The 19,521-nt window shown below is 45.3% G+C and carries 17 protein-coding genes; 9 read left to right on the forward strand and 8 right to left on the reverse strand.

What is annotated here, in order from left to right; genetic code table 11:
* Positions 1-342: 342 nt before the first annotated feature.
* Both QT973_RS15780 and QT973_RS15785 read left to right on the forward strand, forming a co-directional pair.
* A complete protein-coding gene (locus tag QT973_RS15780) occupies positions 343-5,835 on the forward strand; it encodes an AAA family ATPase (protein ID WP_333391673.1) in 5,493 nt (1,830 codons plus the stop codon).
* Positions 5,836-5,950: 115 nt separating this feature from the next.
* The gene (locus tag QT973_RS15785; protein WP_333233816.1) at positions 5,951-8,083 is read left to right on the forward strand and encodes a phosphodiester glycosidase family protein; all 2,133 of its coding nucleotides are present in this window, start codon (positions 5,951-5,953) and stop codon (positions 8,081-8,083) included.
* A gap of 117 nt (positions 8,084-8,200) precedes the next feature.
* Here QT973_RS15785 and QT973_RS15790 read toward each other — a convergent pair whose 3' ends face one another.
* From QT973_RS15790 to QT973_RS15800, 3 genes are all read right to left on the reverse strand, one after another.
* Positions 8,201-8,608 carry a hypothetical protein gene (locus tag QT973_RS15790; RefSeq protein WP_333055959.1) on the reverse strand — a complete coding sequence of 136 codons (408 nt, stop codon included), beginning with the start codon at positions 8,606-8,608 and terminating at the stop codon, positions 8,201-8,203.
* Entirely contained in the window at positions 8,598-8,813 is a 216-nt protein-coding gene (locus tag QT973_RS15795; RefSeq protein ID WP_190739384.1) for a hypothetical protein, read from the reverse strand. Before QT973_RS15795 ends, QT973_RS15790 begins: the two co-directional genes overlap by 11 nt.
* A gap of 204 nt (positions 8,814-9,017) precedes the next feature.
* Positions 9,018-9,233 carry a plasmid partition protein ParG gene (locus QT973_RS15800; RefSeq protein WP_333055961.1) on the reverse strand — a complete coding sequence of 72 codons (216 nt, stop codon included), beginning with the start codon at positions 9,231-9,233 and terminating at the stop codon, positions 9,018-9,020.
* 582 nt (positions 9,234-9,815) lie between these two features.
* On the opposite strand from QT973_RS15800, the gene aroF reads away from it, so the two are divergent.
* Entirely contained in the window at positions 9,816-10,667 is an 852-nt protein-coding gene (gene aroF, locus QT973_RS15805; RefSeq protein WP_333055963.1) for a 3-deoxy-7-phosphoheptulonate synthase, read from the forward strand.
* A gap of 306 nt (positions 10,668-10,973) precedes the next feature.
* A complete protein-coding gene (locus QT973_RS15810) occupies positions 10,974-11,174 on the forward strand; it encodes a heavy-metal-associated domain-containing protein (RefSeq protein ID WP_333055964.1) in 201 nt (66 codons plus the stop codon).
* A 2-nt stretch (positions 11,175-11,176) separates the two neighbouring features.
* Here the strand turns inward: QT973_RS15810 and QT973_RS15815 are convergent, their stop codons facing one another.
* Positions 11,177-11,584: a metalloregulator ArsR/SmtB family transcription factor gene (locus tag QT973_RS15815; protein ID WP_333056029.1), complete on the reverse strand. Its 408-nt coding sequence runs from the start codon at positions 11,582-11,584 to the stop codon at positions 11,177-11,179.
* A 128-nt stretch (positions 11,585-11,712) separates the two neighbouring features.
* On the opposite strand from QT973_RS15815, the gene QT973_RS15820 reads away from it, so the two are divergent.
* From QT973_RS15820 to QT973_RS15830, 3 genes are all read left to right on the forward strand, one after another.
* Positions 11,713-12,882, forward strand: coding sequence for an RNA-guided endonuclease TnpB family protein (locus QT973_RS15820; protein WP_333056030.1), 1,170 nt, complete (start codon positions 11,713-11,715; stop codon positions 12,880-12,882).
* Positions 12,883-13,045: 163 nt separating this feature from the next.
* Positions 13,046-13,213, forward strand: coding sequence for a metallothionein (locus QT973_RS15825; protein ID WP_333055965.1), 168 nt, complete (start codon positions 13,046-13,048; stop codon positions 13,211-13,213).
* Between the two features lie 289 nt (positions 13,214-13,502).
* Positions 13,503-13,763: a DUF7219 family protein gene (locus QT973_RS15830; protein ID WP_333055966.1), complete on the forward strand. Its 261-nt coding sequence runs from the start codon at positions 13,503-13,505 to the stop codon at positions 13,761-13,763.
* Between the two features lie 113 nt (positions 13,764-13,876).
* Here QT973_RS15830 and QT973_RS15835 read toward each other — a convergent pair whose 3' ends face one another.
* On the reverse strand, positions 13,877-14,977 hold the full coding sequence (locus QT973_RS15835) for a metal ABC transporter solute-binding protein, Zn/Mn family (RefSeq protein ID WP_333055967.1): 1,101 nt from the start codon (positions 14,975-14,977) through the stop codon (positions 13,877-13,879).
* A gap of 66 nt (positions 14,978-15,043) precedes the next feature.
* Between QT973_RS15835 and QT973_RS15840 the strand changes: the two genes are divergently transcribed.
* Positions 15,044-15,763: a metal ABC transporter ATP-binding protein gene (locus QT973_RS15840; protein ID WP_333055968.1), complete on the forward strand. Its 720-nt coding sequence runs from the start codon at positions 15,044-15,046 to the stop codon at positions 15,761-15,763.
* 256 nt (positions 15,764-16,019) lie between these two features.
* Positions 16,020-16,856 carry a metal ABC transporter permease gene (locus QT973_RS15845; protein ID WP_333055969.1) on the forward strand — a complete coding sequence of 279 codons (837 nt, stop codon included), beginning with the start codon at positions 16,020-16,022 and terminating at the stop codon, positions 16,854-16,856.
* Positions 16,857-17,014: 158 nt separating this feature from the next.
* On the opposite strand, the gene QT973_RS15850 is transcribed toward QT973_RS15845, so the two are convergent.
* The 3 genes from QT973_RS15850 to QT973_RS15860 form a co-directional block, all read right to left on the reverse strand.
* Positions 17,015-18,121: a WD40 domain-containing protein gene (locus tag QT973_RS15850; protein ID WP_333055970.1), complete on the reverse strand. Its 1,107-nt coding sequence runs from the start codon at positions 18,119-18,121 to the stop codon at positions 17,015-17,017.
* Between the two features lie 105 nt (positions 18,122-18,226).
* Entirely contained in the window at positions 18,227-18,403 is a 177-nt protein-coding gene (locus tag QT973_RS15855) for a hypothetical protein (RefSeq protein ID WP_333055971.1), read from the reverse strand.
* A gap of 98 nt (positions 18,404-18,501) precedes the next feature.
* Positions 18,502-19,473 (reverse strand): GTP-binding protein, encoded by a 972-nt coding sequence (locus QT973_RS15860; protein WP_333055972.1) that lies wholly within the window; start codon positions 19,471-19,473, stop codon positions 18,502-18,504.
* Positions 19,474-19,521 lie beyond the last annotated feature (48 nt).

Genomic DNA, 19,521 nt, shown 5'->3' on the forward strand with positions numbered 1-19,521 from the left:
TAGCCCGTCATGAGTGGACGGGCTATAAGAGCCCATCCCACTTTCAAGAGTGGAAGTTATTTAATTCTCATTCCTTAGCGTCTTACCTTCCTCTTCAATAATGAACTGCTGTCATTCAATCAGCGTTAGCATCCTTGATTTTCTACTTAGTATCAAATCCCTTATCAACATTTATTACCTCAAATATTAAGTCTTGTTTTAAAAATTGCATTTTCATAATTTGAGCTACAAAGTAGATTAAACTAAATATAGTTAATCAATAGCACGGCCGATAGAGCGAAAATATTAGATAGTAACTCTAAAAAGCTTCAGGCTTGACAGAAGCAGTAGGAATAGGTAGGTATGGCTAGTATAACAAATATTTTGCGAGGATATCAGATTAACGAGCAAATATACGCAGGCAATCGAACTCTAGTTTATCGTGCCCGTCGGTCTGCTGATCGGCAGCCCGTAGTGATCAAACTGCTGCGAAATGACTTTCCCCGCTTCCACGAACTCGTTCACTTCCGCAATCAGTTTGTCATTACTAAAAACTTAGAGATCCCCGGCACTGTCAAGGCATACAGCCTGGAGACATACCATAACCACTATGCTCTGGTGATGGAAGACTTTGGCGGAATTTCCTTAAATAGCTACCTCGCTAGTCTAGTGTTCGCCAGCAAGGAACCTCTGGAAGGGTTGCCTATTAACGAGTTTCTTCCCATTGCCATTCAAATTGCCAACTCGCTTGACGGACTTTATCGCCACCACGTCATCCATAAAGACCTCAAACCCGCGAACATTCTCATTAACCCTGCCAGCAAACAAGTTAAGCTTATTGACTTCAGCATCGCTTCCCTGTTGCCGCGCCAAACCCAAGAAATTCAAAATCCCAACCTCCTTGAAGGCACTTTACCTTACATATCTCCCGAACAAACTGGGCGAATGAACCGAGGCATTGATTACCGCACAGATTTCTACTCTCTGGGAGTTACATTCTACGAACTGCTGACGAGACAGTTGCCTTTCCAAAGCGAAGATCCGATAGAGTTAGTACACTGTCACCTTGCCAAGCAGCCTATCCCACTCCATCACCTCAACAAAAGCGTTCCATTGGTGCTGTCTGAAATTGTTAGCAAACTGATGGCGAAGAATGCTGAAGATAGGTATCAAAGTGCGATCGGACTCAAGTTTGATTTGGAAACTTGTTTGTACCAGTGGCAAGAAACTGGAGAAATCGCCTCTTTTAAGCTAGGGCAGCGAGATTTGTGCGATCGCTTCATCATTCCCGAAAAATTATATGGTAGAGAGAACGAAGTATTCTCCCTACTAGCAGCCTTCGATCGCGTGAGTGCAGGAAGCGCCGAAATGATGCTGGTGGCTGGCTTCTCAGGTATTGGCAAAACCGCCGTCGTCAACGAAGTTCACAAACCGATTGTCGCAGCGAGAGGCTACTTCATCAAAGGCAAATTCGACCAATTTGGACGCAGCCAACCATTCTCAGCTTTTGTACAAGCTTTTCGCGATTTAATGGGTCAATTGTTGAGTGAAACCGACGCTAAAGTTGAACAGTGGAAGACTCAAATTATGACAGCATTGGGCGAGAATGCTCAGGTAATCGTTGAGGTAATTCCTGAACTAGAACGGATTATCGGAGAGCAACCACCCGCACCAGAGCTTTCGGGCAGTGCTGCCCAAAATCGCTTCAATCGCTTATTAGAGAAGTTCATTCAACTGTTCACAACCAAAGAACATCCCCTCGTCATCTTCTTAGACGACTTGCAATGGGCAGACTCAGCCTCATTAAACTTGATTCAACTTTTGACGAGCGATCGCGATCGGCACTATCTCTTTTTAATAGGAGCATATCGAGATAACGAAGTCAGTCCCGTGCACCCTTTAATGCTGACATTATCCGACATTCAACAAACCGGAGCCACAGTCAACACTATTACTCTCGCGCCACTCGATTGTTTCAATTTAAATTGTTTGATTGCCGATACTTTAGTTTGTTCTAGAGCGTTGGCCATGCCCTTAACAGAACTGGTCGATCAAAAAACCCAAGGCAATCCATTTTTCAGCACACAATTTCTCAAATCTTTGCATGAAGATGGGCTAATTACCTTTAATTTTGACGAGCGGTATTGGCAGTGCGATATCGCCACAGTGCGAACCTTAGCTCTGACAGATGATGTTGTCGAGTTCATGGCGATTCAATTGCAAAAGTTGCCGATCCAGACGCAAGAAGTTTTAAAGTTAGCGGCCTGCATTGGCAACGAATTCGATTTGGCAACGCTGGCGGTAGTGTGTGAAAAATCTTCTTCAGATACGGCAGCCAACTTGTGGCCAGCTTTGCAAGCAGGGTTGATTCTGCCACTAACTGAAGTTTATAAATTTTTCAGTTCAGAGGAGTTTGAATTCACAAATCAGAATTCAGAAGAAGAAAGCAATACTTCTGACTCGTGGTTCCAGAATCCCGACTCCTGTTATTACAAATTTTTGCACGATCGCGTACAGCAAGCAGCTTACGTTTTGATTCCAGAATCCCAGAAACAATCCACTCACCTCAATATTGGTCAACTTTTGTTGATTAATACTCCAACAACAGAAAGAGAAGAGAAAATTTTTAATATAGTCAACCAGTTGAATTATGGTGTTGATTTAATTACCGAACCAACAGAGCGTTACCAACTGGCTGAGTTGAATTTAATCGCTGGACGCAAGGCGAAGAATTCTACTGCTTATGCTGCAGCACGCAAATATTTAAGTTTTGGCAGGCAAATCCTAGCTCCCGATAGCTGGCACACTCACTATGAAACAGCCCTGGAACTGCACGTATTAGCGGCCGAAACCGCATACCTGAGCTATGATTTTCAGGAAATGGAGGAATTAGCAGCTTTAGTCCTGCACAATGCCAAAACGCTGCTGGATAAGGTCAAAGTTTATGAAATCGAGCTTTCTGCTTGTACGGCGCAAGTCAAACCTCAACAAGCCGTTGAAATGGGCTTAGCAGTTCTCAAACTCTTGGGAATTTGCTTCCCAAAAAATCCAACTCCGGCAGATATTCAGCAGGGACTAGGACAAACCGCATCACTTTTTGCTGGCAAAAAAATTGCCGACTTTATTGATTTGCCAGAAATGGAAAATCTCCAAAAACAAGCAGCCTTGCGAATTTTATCAGGTTTAGTTTCTCCAGCCTACATCACGGCTCCACTTCTCCTGCCACTGGTTATTGTCGAAATGGTTAATTTGTCGGTTAGTTATGGCAATGCTCCCTTATCTGCTTTTGCTTACGGCTTGTATGGATTGGTATTAAGCGGTGTAGTTCAAGACATTGAAACAGGGTTTGAATTTGGAAAACTAGCGTTAAATATTGTAGATTTATTTAATGCTAATTATCTCAAAACTAAAGTATATTATACAGTCGGCGTTCACATCATACATGGTAAACATCATGTTAAAGAAACCATCCCTCTTTTAAAAGAGGGTTACGCCAGAGGACTGGAAACAGGAGAGCTAGAATTAGGATATTCTGCCAAAGAAATCTCTCAATATTCATATTTAATCGGTCGGGAAATTGCGGGACTCGAACAGGAGGTGGCGACTTACTGCAATGCGCTGGTTCAATTTAAACAAGAAGCAGCTTTAAATTATACTAAAATCGTTCATCAGGCTTTATTAAATCTGCTGGGGCGATCGGAAAATCCCTGTCAATTTGTGGGAAATGCTTACAATGAAGAAACAATGCTCCCCTTTCACATCCAAGCAAACGATCGCAACGGACTCCACTATTTTTATTTCCATAAATTGCTTGTGTGTTACCTGTTTGGAGAAACCGAGCAAGCTTTAGAAAATGCTCGGCAAGCCGAACAGTATTTAGACGCGGTTATGGGTATGCTTAATGTGCCGATATTCTATTTTTATGACTCTCTAGCACGGCTGGGAGTTTGTAGCGATGTGGGTTCATCCCAAGAGAAACAAGAACATCTGCAAAAAGTGAGAAGCAACCAGGAAACCCTTCATAAATGGGCACATCACGCCCCCATGAATTTTTCGCACAAATGTTACCTAGTGGAAGCCGAACTGTTCCGAGTGCTGGGTGAGAATGTGCAGGCGATGGAGGCATACGATCGCGCCATTTTTCTGGCTAAAGAAAACGATTATCTCAACGAAGAAGCTCTGGCGAATGAATTGGCTGCTAAATTCTACCTGGCATGGGGGAAAGAAAAAGTTGCCCAGGTATATTTAATAGATGCTTACTATGCTTATGCTCGTTGGGGAGCGAAAGCAAAAATCGACGCTCTAGAACAACGCTATCCCGAACTTCTGGCTCCTATATTCAAACAGGAAAACGCTCGTTCATTGGAGAAAGGTACTACCTCCCATGAGACTTCATTGATTTCTATTCATCGCCAAACAATTGCTGGCAGTACGAGTACCACAGTCATAGATTTACCAACTGTTATCAAAGCTTATCAAGCTTTGTCTAGCGAAATTAAGCTGGAACAATTGCTCACTACCCTGATGGAAGTGGCGATTCAGAATGCAGGCGCTCAAACAGGAGTATTAATTTTAAAAGAAGACGACAACTGGACTATCGCCGTCCACTGTAGCGATCGCCAAGGCTGTCTTCTGCAAGAAACTATTGGGATTGAGGAGAGCGAATCTATTCCCCAGACTGTGATTAATTACGTTAAACGTAGCAATAAAACCCTAGTTTTCGATGATGTCAAGACTGAATTGATATTTGCTTCTGATCCCTATATCAAGCAGCACCAACCTAAGAGTATCCTATGTACTCCGATTATCCATCAAGGCAAAATGATGGCAATTCTGTATTTGGAAAATAATCTGACGACGGGGGCATTCACTGGCGATCGCGTCGCCCTCCTCAACATCCTCTGCTCCCAAGCTGCCATCTCGCTGGAAAACGCCCGCTTGTATCAGCAATCTCAACAGCTTTATCAACAATCTCAGGATTATGCCCAAAAACTGGAGCAGTCTATTCAGAATCTCAAACAGATGCAGTTGCAATTGGTACAGGGTGAAAAGATGTCTGCTTTGGGAAATTTAGTCGCAGGGGTAGCCCACGAAATTAACAATCCCGTAGGCTTTATCGCCGGCAACTTGCAACCTGCTCAAGACTACGTGGGGGATTTATTCAATTTGATTGATTTGTATCAAGAAAAATTTCCCAATCCGGGAGGGGAAATTGAAGCCGAAATAGAGGATATGGACTTGGAGTATTTGCGAGAAGATTTGCCAAAATTGATTGGCTCGATGAAGGAGGGAGTCGAGCGCATCCGCAATATCAGTACAAGTTTGAGAACGTTTTCTAGGGCTGATAGCGATCGACCAGTTTCTTTCAATATTCACGATGGACTAGAGAGCACTCTGCTAATTCTCAAGCACCGTTTAAAAGCCAGCGAGTTCCGCCCTGCCATTGAAGTTGTGAGAGAGTATGGTAAATTGCCTCTAGTGAAATGCTTTCCCGGACAGTTAAACCAGGTATTTATGAATATACTGGCTAATGCCATTGATGCTCTGGAGGAGTCAAATAAGGGGCGCAGTTTTAGTGAAATTAAAGCCATACCTAATCAAATCACGGTTCAAACTGCTCTGAGCGAAGACAACAATCAGGTTTTGATTCGGATTAAGGATAATGGAGTGGGGATGTCGAAGGAAGTCCAAGAAAATATCTTTAACCACTTATTCACAACCAAGCCTGTGGGTCAAGGAACGGGATTAGGATTGTCGATCGCCCATCAAATTGTGGTGGAAAAACATGGAGGTACGTTACTCGTGAATTCTTCTTTGGGGGAGGGTTCGGAGTTTGTGATTTCTATTCCGGTGTGAGCCTTTTGTAGTAAGGCTTGAGGGCAATTAGTGCCGTTGAGTAAGAAGAGACATACGGATTTTCCGGGTTTCTAAATCCCCATGTGTTTAGAAGTGAAATTGTGAGTGGTAAGCTGTGAAACGTAATTTTTTCTATTGGCGTCTAATATTGTTAGTCTCGATTTTACCCGTAATGGCGATCGTCCCGTCTTTAGTCTGGAATCAACCCGCAAGAGCACAAGAGGGGGAAAGGGCTGGGTTGATTCATGCTTCGAGATCCCGCCAGGGAATTCATTCCCTGGCTGATAGCGAAAGTCGGTTAAAACCGACTGAAATATTGACAGATAGTCCTCTTGAGAGGACTTCAGCTATGAGACAGGGAATTCATTCCCTGTCGGAATATAGGTTTTTGGCTCAATCTCTACCGCCAGATTCCAGAATCAAACAAGGCCGCCAAGTGTCTCTAAACGGCCGCATTCTCCCCCTAAGTTGGACTCAGCAGCCGGCAAACAGCACTTCTGCGAATTTCCGAACTTGGATTGCTGATGTTGGATTGATGCAAGGTGCGGGAGTGGATTTGCTTAGCAGCGCCGACAGTACCAAACAACCTGTGCAGTGGTTTTCGGTATCTTTAACCGGTGATCAAAGCTTAGCAACCTGGGCAACAGGCCCGTATCGTTACTTAGATGTTACCGATTTTGCTAGACTTGCGGGCTGGGAGATATCTGCTGATGGGAATATTCTAAAAATTACTTCTCAAACTGCAAGTGTTACCGGAATTCGGCAAGCAGAAATAGAATCGGGCGATCGCATTGTAGTAGATATCGATCGACCCGCCCCTTGGCAAGTCAACTTTGTCAATAAACCAATCCCGTCGCCGACACCCACACCCAACCCCCCGGACGACCCCACAAAGCCCGCTATCCCACTGCCAAACCTCCGCGCAGCGCCAAACCTCGAAACACCAGACGACCCGACCAAACCCGCTCTCCCGCTGCCAATAACGCCCGCAGCGCCGATCGCCGGTCAAGAATGGTCGATCGCGATCGATGCCAAAGTCGATCCGGCGTTACTTCAGGAAACTTTTCAAACCAGCCAACAATTGCTATCACTAAAAGTCGAACCTGACGGAGATCGAACCAAAGTCAAAGTGAAGATTCCTTTAGGTTGGCGGCCGCAAGTTTTGGGCCTGGGAAATCCCAATCGATTAGTTATCGACATTCGGCCAGATTCGCTAGTAGAAAAAAACATCGTTTGGGCGCCCGGTGTGCAGTGGCGGCAGCAGTATCAGAATTTAGGAACCGATCGTTTTCCGGTAGTTTGGTTAGAAGTTAATCCGCGTCAAGCGGGTGTGAAAATTCGACCAATTCTCAGCAATCCGCCTGCCGATCGAGGCACTGCACCTTTATTGGAAACAGCCGAAGTTTCCGGTGCTGCTGCGGCGATTAATGCAGGGTTTTTTAATCGAATTAATCGCTTAGCTTTAGGGGCAATTCGGCGCGACAATAAATGGCTTTCCGGGCCGATATTGAACCGGGGGGCGATCGCGTGGAACGATCGGGGAGAATTTGCGATCGATCGTTTAACTTTGCAAGAAACTGTGATGACTCCGGCCAATCAACTTTTGCCTGTTTCTCATCTCAATAGTGCCTACGTACAACCGGGAATCGGTCGCTACAATTCTGATTGGGGAACAACTTATACTCCGTTGTCTGGCAATGAAATAGTTGTGACAGTTGCTGGCGATAGAGTTGTCAGCCAATCCCCCGGAGGTGCGCCGGGAACAACAACTTTTCCCATTCCAGCTAACGGTTATATTTTGGCTTTGCGTGCCGATTTGTTCCCGGCATCTGAACTTTCTATCGGCACTTTATTGCGTTTGGAAACTAACACTTTTCCTGCTGATTTCAACCGTTTTCCTTACATTATCGGCGGCGGCCCGGTGTTGGTACAAAACAGTCAAGTTGTGCTGGATGCTAAGGCGGAAGGGTTTAGCGATGCGTTTGTTAGACAGACAGCAATTAGAAGTGCGATCGGGCGAAATGCTGCGGGGAATTTGCTGATTGTAGCGGTGCACAATCGCGCGGGCGGGGCGGGGCCAAATTTCGCAGAACTGGCGCAGATTTTGCAGCAAATGGGTGCTGTGGATGCTTTAAATTTGGATGGGGGAAGTTCGACGGGTTTGTATTTGGGAGGTAGTTTGCTCGATCGACCTCCGTCAACTGCTGCGAGAGTTCATAATGCGATCGGTATTTTCATTCAACCATAAGTAGTTAAAGATTTTTGAGGCACATAGTTGCCAAGAGAGCGCTCTTTCATAGATATTAAGAGCGCTTAAACGCAACTACATACCTTTTTTGTGCCAGTTGCGCTCAGGACTAAAATATTAAGCAGCGGCCGTAGCATTTGCTTCCAGAGGCTCGATTTCCTCCGGCGTAGCGTGACGGCGCGGATCATTAAAGCTGCGTGCCGCTAGCCAGTTAGAATTTTGCGCCGCCTCGCAACCAATCACGTAAAGCGAAGATTGGTTAAAAGCAGCCCAGAGAGCATCACAAGCCTGTTTATCCATCAGTGAATCGGCGATCGGGCGATCGTGAATCAGAGCAAATAAATCAAACTCATTTCGTTTTGGATTCCACTGATATTGCAAAATAGGAGCATAACCCATTTCGATCAATTGTGCGATCGCGCGATCGGGCGTATATCCGTCTAAATGCACCCGATTGAGATAGATAGACACTTGCACATACTCATCTCTGGCAGGTAGCAGTCGGTAATTCGAGTTAGTCATCATTATTTGTCTCCGTGCAGTAGTAATAAGAACGGCCTGCAATATCGGGGCGTTTTTCAGCCTTCATTTTATGCTGAGCACATCGTCGCTTAGCATAAAGGTCTTTTTCAATTTCAGTCTCGCCGGGGGCATAAAAAGGACGGTGAGGAAGCAGTTCCGCTTCTAAATCCTCCCAAGATTTCTCTGGGTTGTCTGAATCTCTCAGCATTTGTCCCTCGCGGTTGGTTCGAGGATGCCATTTATTCGATATAGTCGATCGGTCATTCGATTTTAGATTTTAGATTTTGGATTTTGGATTGACTTGCGCGAGATAAATTCGGGGGACGCAAGGATTTGAGATTTGAGATGCTTTCGATTGATTTGCGCGAGATAAATCACGTGGCGGCTACCACATGAAGAAATTCGCTTGTCATCAGTGTGTTTCCTCAGTTTTGGCGATCGTCTTGACGCGCTGGGGCTTTGGCTCTAAAACGGGTTCGTTTTCCTGTAACCAAGTTTCGATATACTCCAACAGAACCTCATTCATGCTGAGGCTACGCATGGCGCAAGATGCTTTGAACTTGGCTCTTGTCTCTTCAGGTAGATAGATTTTTACGGACACAGTTTTACTTGTAGTCAAAGTTTCCATATCGCTATATCGATTTGTCTATGTGTCTAGCCTGACACACAGGCGCGCGATCGGATAGGGTCGCTTGTCGATATAAGGACTTGTCGCTTTGTCCCTATATCGATATAATAACAGACATAGCCAAAAAACGACAACCGCGCCGAGTTAAACGCCATTGCCGTTTCCATACATTTTGCAAACAATGCTTGACATCCCAGTCTCCCTGTGCTAGCTTGTCGAATAGTATTGTGTTTAATCCAAAAATCGCAGCACTTCAGCTATGTTCACAGCCAACAGCTATTTTTATTTTTGGTACAGCCAAGTTCGCCCGGAGTGAATTTGCAATTCACTGTGAACATCCGGGCGAACCGCAGATTAACACCTGCGGTTTTGTTTTTTCTACTTCTTTCCCCAACAACCAATCGAGTACAAGCGAAAACAGCTATGACATTATTCAGTAACTGGTACTACAGCTTTTATTTTTGGCCCAACAAGAGTTCTGGGTAAATTGTCGCGCTGTCTTTTCGCACGAACCCGGAACTCCTAAAAGTTCCGGGTTTTTTGTTGTCAACCACCCACTTAATTTTGCTGGAAAATATCCTCATGTTAGAAGCCAAACTCGTAACCAAATCTCATCCCGAACACCAAACAATTGTCAAACTTTCAGAAACAGTCTCAGTCGGCGGCACAGAATTATTAATCATCGGTGGCCCCTGTACCGTAGAAAGCTCCGCACAAATGGAAACAGTTGCCCGCCAACTATCCGCCGCCTCCGTGCAAGCTTTGCGAGGCGGAGTCTACAAACCCCGCACTTCTCCCTATTCTTTCCAAGGGATGGGAATTGAGGGACTGGAAATTTTAGCCGATGTCAGCAGGCGTTACGGTTTGCCCGTGGTGACAGAGGTAATGTCGATCGCCCAAATTGAGCCAGTTGTCACCTATGCTGATATGCTGCAATTAGGCAGTCGGAATATGCAAAACTTCGAGTTACTAAAGGCGATCGGTCAAGCCGGAAAACCAGTTTTGCTAAAACGCGGCTTGTCAGCCACAATCGAAGAATTTGTGATGGCCGCCGAATACATTGTCAGTCACGGAAATCCTCATGTAGTTCTGTGCGAAAGAGGCATCCGCAGCTTCGACAATTACACCCGGAATGTATTAGATTTAGGTGCAGTCGTAGCCCTCAAACAGTTAACTCATTTGCCAGTAATTGTAGACCCTTCTCACGCCGTCGGCAAGCGAGAATTAGTCGCACCACTCGCCAAAGCAGCGGTTGCTTGCGGTGCAGACGGATTAATTATTGAATGTCACCCGCAACCAGAAAAATCGGTTTCTGACGCGCGGCAAGCTCTTTCTTTACCAGATATGGTAGATTTAGTTGCGAGTTTACGGCCTGTAGCCGCCGCCGTTGGCCGGTGCATACCAGATATTAAGTCATTAGTCATCAGTCATTAGTCATTAGTTATTAGTTATTAGTCATCAGTCATTAGTCATCAGTCATCAGTCATATTATGTCCGGTCGATTACCCCTAATACGGTAGGGGCGGGTTCACCCACAATATCTGCCAATAATTAACAATCTCAAAAACCCGCCCTTTTAATCGCTCGATCGGAGATGATATCCTTAGTCATTAGTTGGCGCCGCAGGACTTGGCTTTTGTAGGGTCAGAATTTATTCTGGCGCACTTTTGCGGGGAAAGCGAAATTAGATTAAAATAAAAGCACAATCAACACTGTCATCTACAATATTTGGCTTTTATTATGGCAATACTACTTAAGGTTCCCTCGATCGTCTGTTCTGGCTGCGGTGATACAATTACCAAAGCCATCAAAACTGTTGACTCCGAAGCTACTGTCAATGTGGATGTCGCAGCTAAGACTGTTACTGTTGAAGCCCAAGCTTCTGATGAGTCAATCAAACAAGCTGTGGTAGCTACGGGCCACACCATCCAAGGAGAATAAGATTAGGTTTCGTCTAAGTGTTCGGCGACTGCTTGGTAAAGTTCAAAAACGTGGCGATCGAGTAAACTATAAAAAACTTGTCTCCCAACCTTGCGGTAACTTACCAACCGCATCGCCCGCAATGCCCGCAACTGGTGCGATACTGCTGACTCACTCATACTCAACGCCGCAGCTAAGTCACACACGCACAGTTCTTGTTTTGCCAAAACCGACAGCAGCCGCAGGCGATTCGCATCTCCCAAAAGACTGAAAAACTCAGCCATCCGCTGGGCTTTTGCGGTGTTGAGAACTTGTGTTTGGATGTCCCCGACCCGCCAACAGTCAACTAGGTGCGATGGATCGCACGTTGGTGTATCGTTTTGTTCGTGAGGCTGACTTATCGCTCCATTAACAGCAGAGTTGGGTGACATCTTTTCCAGGCTGGTTTTAGTTCTCATCAAAAAAACTGGGTGGAAACCCCGTCCTTATAGGACGGCTTGACAAAAATATACAACACTCAGCCAACTCTATCACAAAAGACGTGTTAGACTGTGACGATATGGAAAAAGCCTATCGCTACCGAATCTACCCCACCACCGAGCAAGAAAAACTCTTGCGACGGACAATGGGTTGTACTCGGTTAGTGTACAACAAGGCTTTGGCTTACCGGACAGAATCTTGGTACGAACGCCAAGAAAGAGTTGGCTACGGCGAAACTTCCTCTATGCTAACGAACTGGAAGAAAGAGGAAGAACTTGATTTTTTGAATGAAGTTAGCTGCGTGCCTCTTCAACAAGGACTGCGCCACCTCCAAACAGCGTTCACCAATTTCTTTGCAGGACGAGCCAAGTATCCTAATTTCAAGAAAAAGCATAACGGCGGTAGTGCTGAATTTACCAAATCTGCCTTCCGCTGGAAAAACGGGCAGGTATTTTTGGCTAAATGTAATGAGCCATTACCTATTCGCTGGAGCAAACAAATTCCTGAAGGGTGCATTCCCTCTACTCTTACGGTGAAATTAACACCCGCTGGACTTTGGTTTGTCTCTATATTGGTAGATGACTACACAATCCAACCACTTCCCCGAACAGATAAAACTATCGGATTGGATGTGGGAATTACAAGTTTGATTGCTACTAGCGACGGCGATAAAATCTCCAATCCCAAGCCTTTTAAAAAGCTTCGGAAAAAGTTGAAAAGAAAGCAAAAAGCTTTAGCTCGTAAACATCCGGGAAGCAACAATCGAGAGAAAGCCCGGAGACAGGTGGCAAAAGTCCACGCACAGATAGTCGATGTGCGTAAGGATTTTCTTCATAAGCTAACGACTCAACTCGTTCGTGAAAACCAAACGATTGTAGTTGAGGATTTGGCTATCAAAAATATGGTAAAGAACCATAGGTTAGCTCTGGCTATTAGTGACGCTAGTTGGAGTGAACTGATTCGCCAACTAAGCTACAAGTGCGATTGGTACGGGCGAAATTTAATAAAAATAGACCGCTGGTTTCCTAGTTCTAAGCGCTGTGGAAACTGCGGTCACATTGTTGAGAAATTGCCTTTGAATATTCGCGCATGGGAATGCCCTAAGTGCGGGACAAACCACGATCGCGATATCAATGCGGCAAAGAATATTTTGGCGGCTGGGCTAGCCGTTTCAGTCTGTGGAGCAACTGTAAGACCCGAAGAGAGTAAGTCTCGGAAGGCTGGTGCTATGAAGCAGAAACCCAATTAGTGATGATTGGGAATCCCCGCACTTCAGGGCGGGGTGGATGCCAATTTCATTTTAGTGCGATCGGCAAACCTTTTGTAACAAAACTTTTACATTCCCTTGACTTATATCTGAATATGTGTTCATATATAAGTATAGACAAACAACCCCACCAGGAGAAGCTCAAATGACTACCGCCACCCAAACAAAATGTGCCTGCCCTTCATGTTCGTGCGTTGTCAGTCCCAGCGAAGCCATTGAAAAAGACGGCAAAACATATTGTTCCAGTGCTTGCGCTGACGGACACCCCAACGGCCAAGGCTGCGGCCATACAGGCTGCGAGTGCAACAAATAAATATTCGGCTTCAGAAAAGGTTAATCACCCACTGCCAAATATCTCTAAAGGGAGATGCGAACCGCGCATTTCCCAATTTTTTTGCTTTTAGGTTAAAGAAAAGTTAAAATAAAGCTAACTTAAGGTTAAGACTGCATTAATAGACTAAATACAGAGCGAAAAAGCACAATTGCTACTTACGCAATACAATAGAAGCAAGTTGGCGCCGCGATACAGAGTACAAATAGTGCTATTAACAGCAGAGACCGAACCAAAAGTTGAATACCAAAAGTTAAATTAGGAGGGGGCAATGAAAGAGCGGGAAGATTTTTTACATCCTCGCAATCGCTACTACGGTGATTTCACGCCAGAAAACTTGGCGTTTAATGCCAATTTGCAGGAGTTTGCTCAAAAAATAACTTATATTTGCTCGCTGGAAACAGGGGGGAAAATTAGTGCTGAGAAAGCCTATAAAGATATTAAGATGCTTTGGAAAGACTTAAAATCCTCTAAGAAGCAATTGGGAATTGGCCAAAACCCCCCCAGTACCGAGGAGCAAAATTCACCTTAAAGTCATCGCAGCCAACGCAGCGTTTGCAATCGAAAACCCCTGCGATTGCAAACGCTGCGTTTTGCTGCGTATCCAGCAAATGTAAGGTGCTTGCTAGGCGAACTTTAGAAAGTCTATGGTTTGGGATTTGGTGCAGTTTCTCCTGCAAAGGAAGTACAATTGCCGCCGAGGCCAGAAATAATCGTGCAAGTATTAGTTTTCAGCATTCCCTGATAAGTATCAGCACCGGTGCCGGGGCCGCCCAACTCGTCGCTGTAAAGTTCCTTGTCCCAAATTTTGACATTTGCCTCCCTCGCCACAGTCTCCATCAACTTCGGATTAGTTGTAGTTTCGGCAAAAATAGTCGGCACTCCTGTACTCTTAATTTCTGAGGACAATTCGGCAATTCTTGCGGCCGTGGGCTGTTCCTCTGTCGTCACACCCTGTAAAGCTCCAGCCATCTCCAAACCGTAAGCATCGGCATAGTAACTCAGAGCATCGTGAGTTGTTACTAACTTGCGTTTTTGGGCTGGAATAGTCGCAATTTGAGCTTTGATCCAAGTATCTACTTTTTGCAACTCATCTGTTAAGGCGGCTGCATTTTTTGTATAAAGTTGAGCATTGGTGGGAGAAACTTCGATCAATTGGTCGCGAATTGTTTCTACCATACGGATGCCATTTTGAGGGTTATGCCAAACGTGAGGGTCAGGGACTTTTTCGCCTTCTGCATGGGCTTCATTTTCCGCTTTCTCTTCGCCGTGTTCGTGCTCGTGTTCGCCTATCAGCGGTTTGGGAACTGCGAGTTCGTGTACGGCGATTTTGGGTGCGGAATTACTGCTAGATTCAATTAACTTAATGATGCTGGGTTCGTGGTTGTAGCCGCCGTATAAAATCAGATTTGCGGTTTCAATCGCTTTGCGGTCTTCCGGCTTAGTTTGATAGGCGTGGGGGTCGTCTCCCGGCTTGATTAGACAGGTGGTGTCGATCGAACTTTGAGCGATTTCTCTAGTTAGGTTGCAGATAACGCCAGTCGTGGCGACGACTTTGGGCAAGTTGGCGGCCTGACTGGCTGGAGTTTGAGTTGCGGCGGGACTCTCTGACACCGGATTGGTTGCGTTCTGTCCTCCACTGCAGCCAACCAGCCCGCAGCCAATTGCCAAAACAGTGGCACCGCAAAATCTGCGGGTTTTTCCAGGCAAGTTCTTTAACATTTTCACCTTTGGAACGATAATCATTATTGCTTTTTCGAGTTATCCTATTGTAGTAGCTACGAACAAGAATCGTTCTCAAAATCTCTAATTATGCTAGAAGTGCAAGACTTGGCTGTCAATTATCGCGGAATTGCAGCCCTCAACAGCGTGAATTTCCAGTTAGATCCCGGACAATTAACGGGTGTGTTCGGCCCCAACGGCGCGGGGAAAAGCACGATGGTGAAAGCGATGCTGGGATTGATCCCGGCTTGTCGCGGTTTGGTGAAATATCAGGGGCGGTTGTTGAAGCAGCAGTTATCGCGGGTGGCTTATGTGCCCCAGCGATCGCAAATTGACTGGGATTATCCGATTACGGTGTGGAATGCGGTGATGATGGCGCGAACCGTTAAGACTGGCTGGTTTCGCAGCCCCTCGAAGCAGTCCCAAGAATTGGTCAAAGCCGCTTTGCTGCGGGTGGGAATGTGGGATTTGCGCGATCGACAAATTGGCGAACTGTCTGGCGGACAGCAACAGCGGATTTTTTTAGCAAGGTCGATCGCCCAACAAGCCGATTTATTTTTCTTCGACGAACCTTTTAACGCGATCGACAAAGCAACCGAAGAAATTATTTTCGATATTTTTGCCGAACTAAAAGCAGAAAATAAAACATTGCTAGTAATCAGTCACGATTTAGGCGAAACGTTAAAACAGTACGACAATTTATTATTGCTCAACAAGCAGTTAATTGCGAGCGGTTCCTGCCAGGAAGTGCTCACCGCAGCCAATATTCAAAAAGCCTATGGATACGATTTAAGTTTAGTGTCAGCGTAAGCCAAAAAAGATTTATCTTTAAAATTGATTGTGGCACAGGCGTCCCGCCTGTGAAGTGGATTGTGGCACAGGCGTCCCGCCTGTGCAATTGATTGTGGCACAGGCGTCCCGCCTGTGAAGTAGATTGTGGGACAGGCGTCCCGCCTGTGAAGTGGATTGTGGCACAGGCGTCCCGCCTGTGAAGTGGATTGTGGCACAGGCGTCCCGCCTGTGCAATTGATTGTAGTTAAAAAAAACCTATTATTAACCTAATTCAATGTTAAACCTACTAATTGAGCCGCTACAATTCGAGTTCATGCGAAATGCGATCGCCGTCGGCATTTTGCTAGGAATTCTCTGCGCCGTTGTCGGTTCATACCTAATTGTACAGCAAATGGGAATGATGGTTGACATGATTGCCCATTCAGTATTAGCAGGATTGCCCGTAGCTTTTTCTTTAGGTTTCAATATTTCGATCGGTGCCTTTATATCGGGAATTATCAGCGCCGTGATTATGGCGTGGATTCAATCCCAATCGCGCCTAAAAATTGATGCAGTCATGGCATTAATTTTATCGACATTTTTAGCAATTAGCGTCACCTTAATTAGCCTGTTGCGGACAACAAAATTAGACCTAGATGGGTTTTTGTTTGGGAATATATTGTCAGTTGCACCTGCTGACGTGCAGCAGACTTTTGTGATAACTTTGATTATTTTGGCGATCGTTAAAATCTTTTACAAAGAACTGCTATTCTATACTTTTGACCCCCTGGGGGCGCAAGCCTGCGGTTTGCCTGTAAACTGGATTTATTTGGGGATGATTTCGGCGATTACGCTGACGATTGTTGCGAGTTTGCAAACCGTGGGAGCGCTGTTAGTAATTTCGCTGTTAATCGGGCCGGGAATGACGGCGTATTTGTTGGTAAAAGAGCTACATTTAATGATGGGATTAGGAGCTATTATTGGGATTACAGCTAGCGTGACTGGTATGTATCTCAGCTATTATTGGAATATGCCGTCTGGTGCGGCAATTGTATTAGTTGTTTTTGGGTTATTTTTAGTAGCTTTGCTGTTCAGTCCCAGTCAAGGGATTTTGACAAGAAAGAGAGGATAACACTCCAGGACGCACTTCGACGCTTAGAAACCGGGTTTTTTACTCGATGCGGTATGCAACGAAGTAGACGCTCGAAAAAGCCGGTTTCTCGGCATCCATGGGTAAATCCTAAAGTTTTCAATTGTTTATGTTTTGGTCAAACCGGCGCCTATGCGAACTTAGCGCCCCCCGAAGCCTTTGCCACGCATAGACTTTGACCAAACCAGCAATTCGCCTCCACAGCCGCCAGCCACGAGAAACTGGCCTTCGGGATGCCATGCGAGACAGGAAAAACCGCCCTCTGCACCTTTGAGAATTTGCAGCAATTGTTCTGCTTCATACCACAAACAAACTTGACCATCTGCGGCTGCAGAAGCTAATAAAAATGTGGTAGGTTGAAAGGCGATCGCATTTACAACTTTTTCATGCACTTCTAACGCCCAACCTTCCCAACCGACTCTTTCATCAGCGTCTCTTTCCCAGACAGAAATGCCTTGAGAACTCGAAGCAGCTAACAAAGGTGCACCCAAAGAATTAGTTTTACCCGACCAAGCTAACTGCCGAACTTTCCCCGGAAAACCCTGCATTATCCACGGTTGAGAACTGCCCCATTCATTAACAATTAGGGTGTTGTCAATATTACCGCAAGCTAAATATTTCCCTGACGTATCCCAAGAAATTGCACCTGTTGCAGACGGTACTGACAAGACGTGCGGGTCTTCGTCCCAGTCTTCGCCGTCCCAAACTTTGACACCTTGATAGCCGCTAACTGCCAGATATTTAACAACAGGATGCCATGCTAAATCGAGGATAGATGATGAGTCGAAATTCAGCGTTACTTCAACAACATCATCATCAGCATTCCAAACTTGAACGCAGCGGCCCATACTAAAAGCTAACTGATTGCAGTTCGGACTCCAAACTAACTTGTCCACCCAGACGCGCTGGTTGTCCAAATTAGCAATTAATTCCCCAGAATTAACGCGCCAAATTTGCACCCGTCCGTCTTGTCCGCCAGCAGCTAGGAATTGACTGTCGCGGGAAAAAGACAAGCAATCGGCTGATTTACCCGTAGCAGTTTGTAGCGGTTGCAAGGACAATTCATTCATTGTCCCTACAGTCCCTAACATCACTTCGCCCGCAGCGGAACAGACTGCTAAAGTTTTGCCATCCGGCGACCAAGTAACAGCAGTTACGTAGTCAGACAGCATTTTTTTAGCGTGAAATTGCAGGGTTAGTTCACTTTTATTTGTCTTTTTGTTACCCATATTTATTGAATCTGACATATTGTACTATTCTTAAGAACGGGCAAGATGCCCGTTCCACAAGAGATGAATTCTCTTCTTGTGGAACAGGCATCTTGCCTGTTCCCTTCCACAAAAGATGAATTTTCATCTTGTGGAACAGGCATCTTGCCTGTTCCCTTCCACAAAAGATGAATTTTCATCTTGTGGAACAGGCATCTTGCCTGTTCCCTTCCACAAAAAGATGAATTCTCTTCTTGTGGAACAGGCATCTTGCCTGTTCCCTTCCACAAAAGATGAATTTTCTTCTTGTGGAACAGGCATCTTGCCTGTTCCCTTCCACAAGAGATGAATTCTCTTCTTGTGGAACAGGCATCTTGCCTGTTGCTAAAAGGCTTATTGAAAATGCTTCAATATGTCAGTTAAACCAGACATTTACGAAAATCCTCTCGCAATTGATTTTCGTTTAAATTCCGACCGATAAATACAAGCTCATTTTTCGGAATTTCTGTATCTTTCCAAGGTCGATCCGGTCTGCCATCGAACAACATATGCACTCCTTGAAACACAAATCTGTTGTTTTCTCCAGCCATATTCAAAATGCCTTTTGTCCGAAAGATATTCGTGCCTTGAGTTCGCAACAATTCGCCGACCCAATCGCTAAATTTGTTGCCGTCAATGGCGCCGGATTCTACTATTGCTACCGAGGTAACAGTTTCGTCGTGTTCGTGAGTGTCTTCGCCCAAAAAGTCGGGTTCTATTTCTAATGCCCGGTTTAAATCAAATGCTTTGACGCCCAACAAAGCATCCATTTGTAATTCAGCGTTGTGAGTACGGTAAATTTTTGCCATTGCATTCATGGCGCGAATTCGCTTTTCTAATTCTGCCAATTCTTCCTCAGTCACTAAATCTGTTTTGTTGAGCAAAACTACATCGGCGAATGCAATTTGCTCTTGAGCTTCGTCTGCGTCCCAGTGCTGCCAGATGTGCTTGGCATCGACTACGGTGACAACTGCATCTAGCAGTAATGTGTCCCGCATATCTTCGTCTACAAAAAATGTCTGAATGACGGGTGCGGGGTCGGCTAAACCTGTGGTTTCGATGACTATGTGGTCGAATTTGTCTCGCCGCTTCATCAAGTTGCCGATAATCCGAATTAAATCGCCTCGCACTGTACAGCAAATGCAGCCGTTGTTCATCTCGAAAATTTCTTCGTCGGCATCAATTATCAGTTGGTTGTCGATGCCTACTTCGCCGAACTCGTTGACGATGACTGCAACTTTTTTGCCGTGTTCCTCTGTTAAAATTCGGTTCAGTAGCGTAGTTTTGCCTGCACCCAGATAGCCTGTGAGAACGGTAACAGGAACTGATTCGATCGCCCCAGCACTCACCATACTTGACCTCGATTAGTGTACAATGATAACCATTATCGTTATTTTACA

This window comes from Microcoleus sp. Z1_A1 (assembly GCF_036700305.1).
In the GTDB taxonomy this organism is placed as follows: Bacteria; Cyanobacteriota; Cyanobacteriia; order Cyanobacteriales; family Microcoleaceae; genus Microcoleus.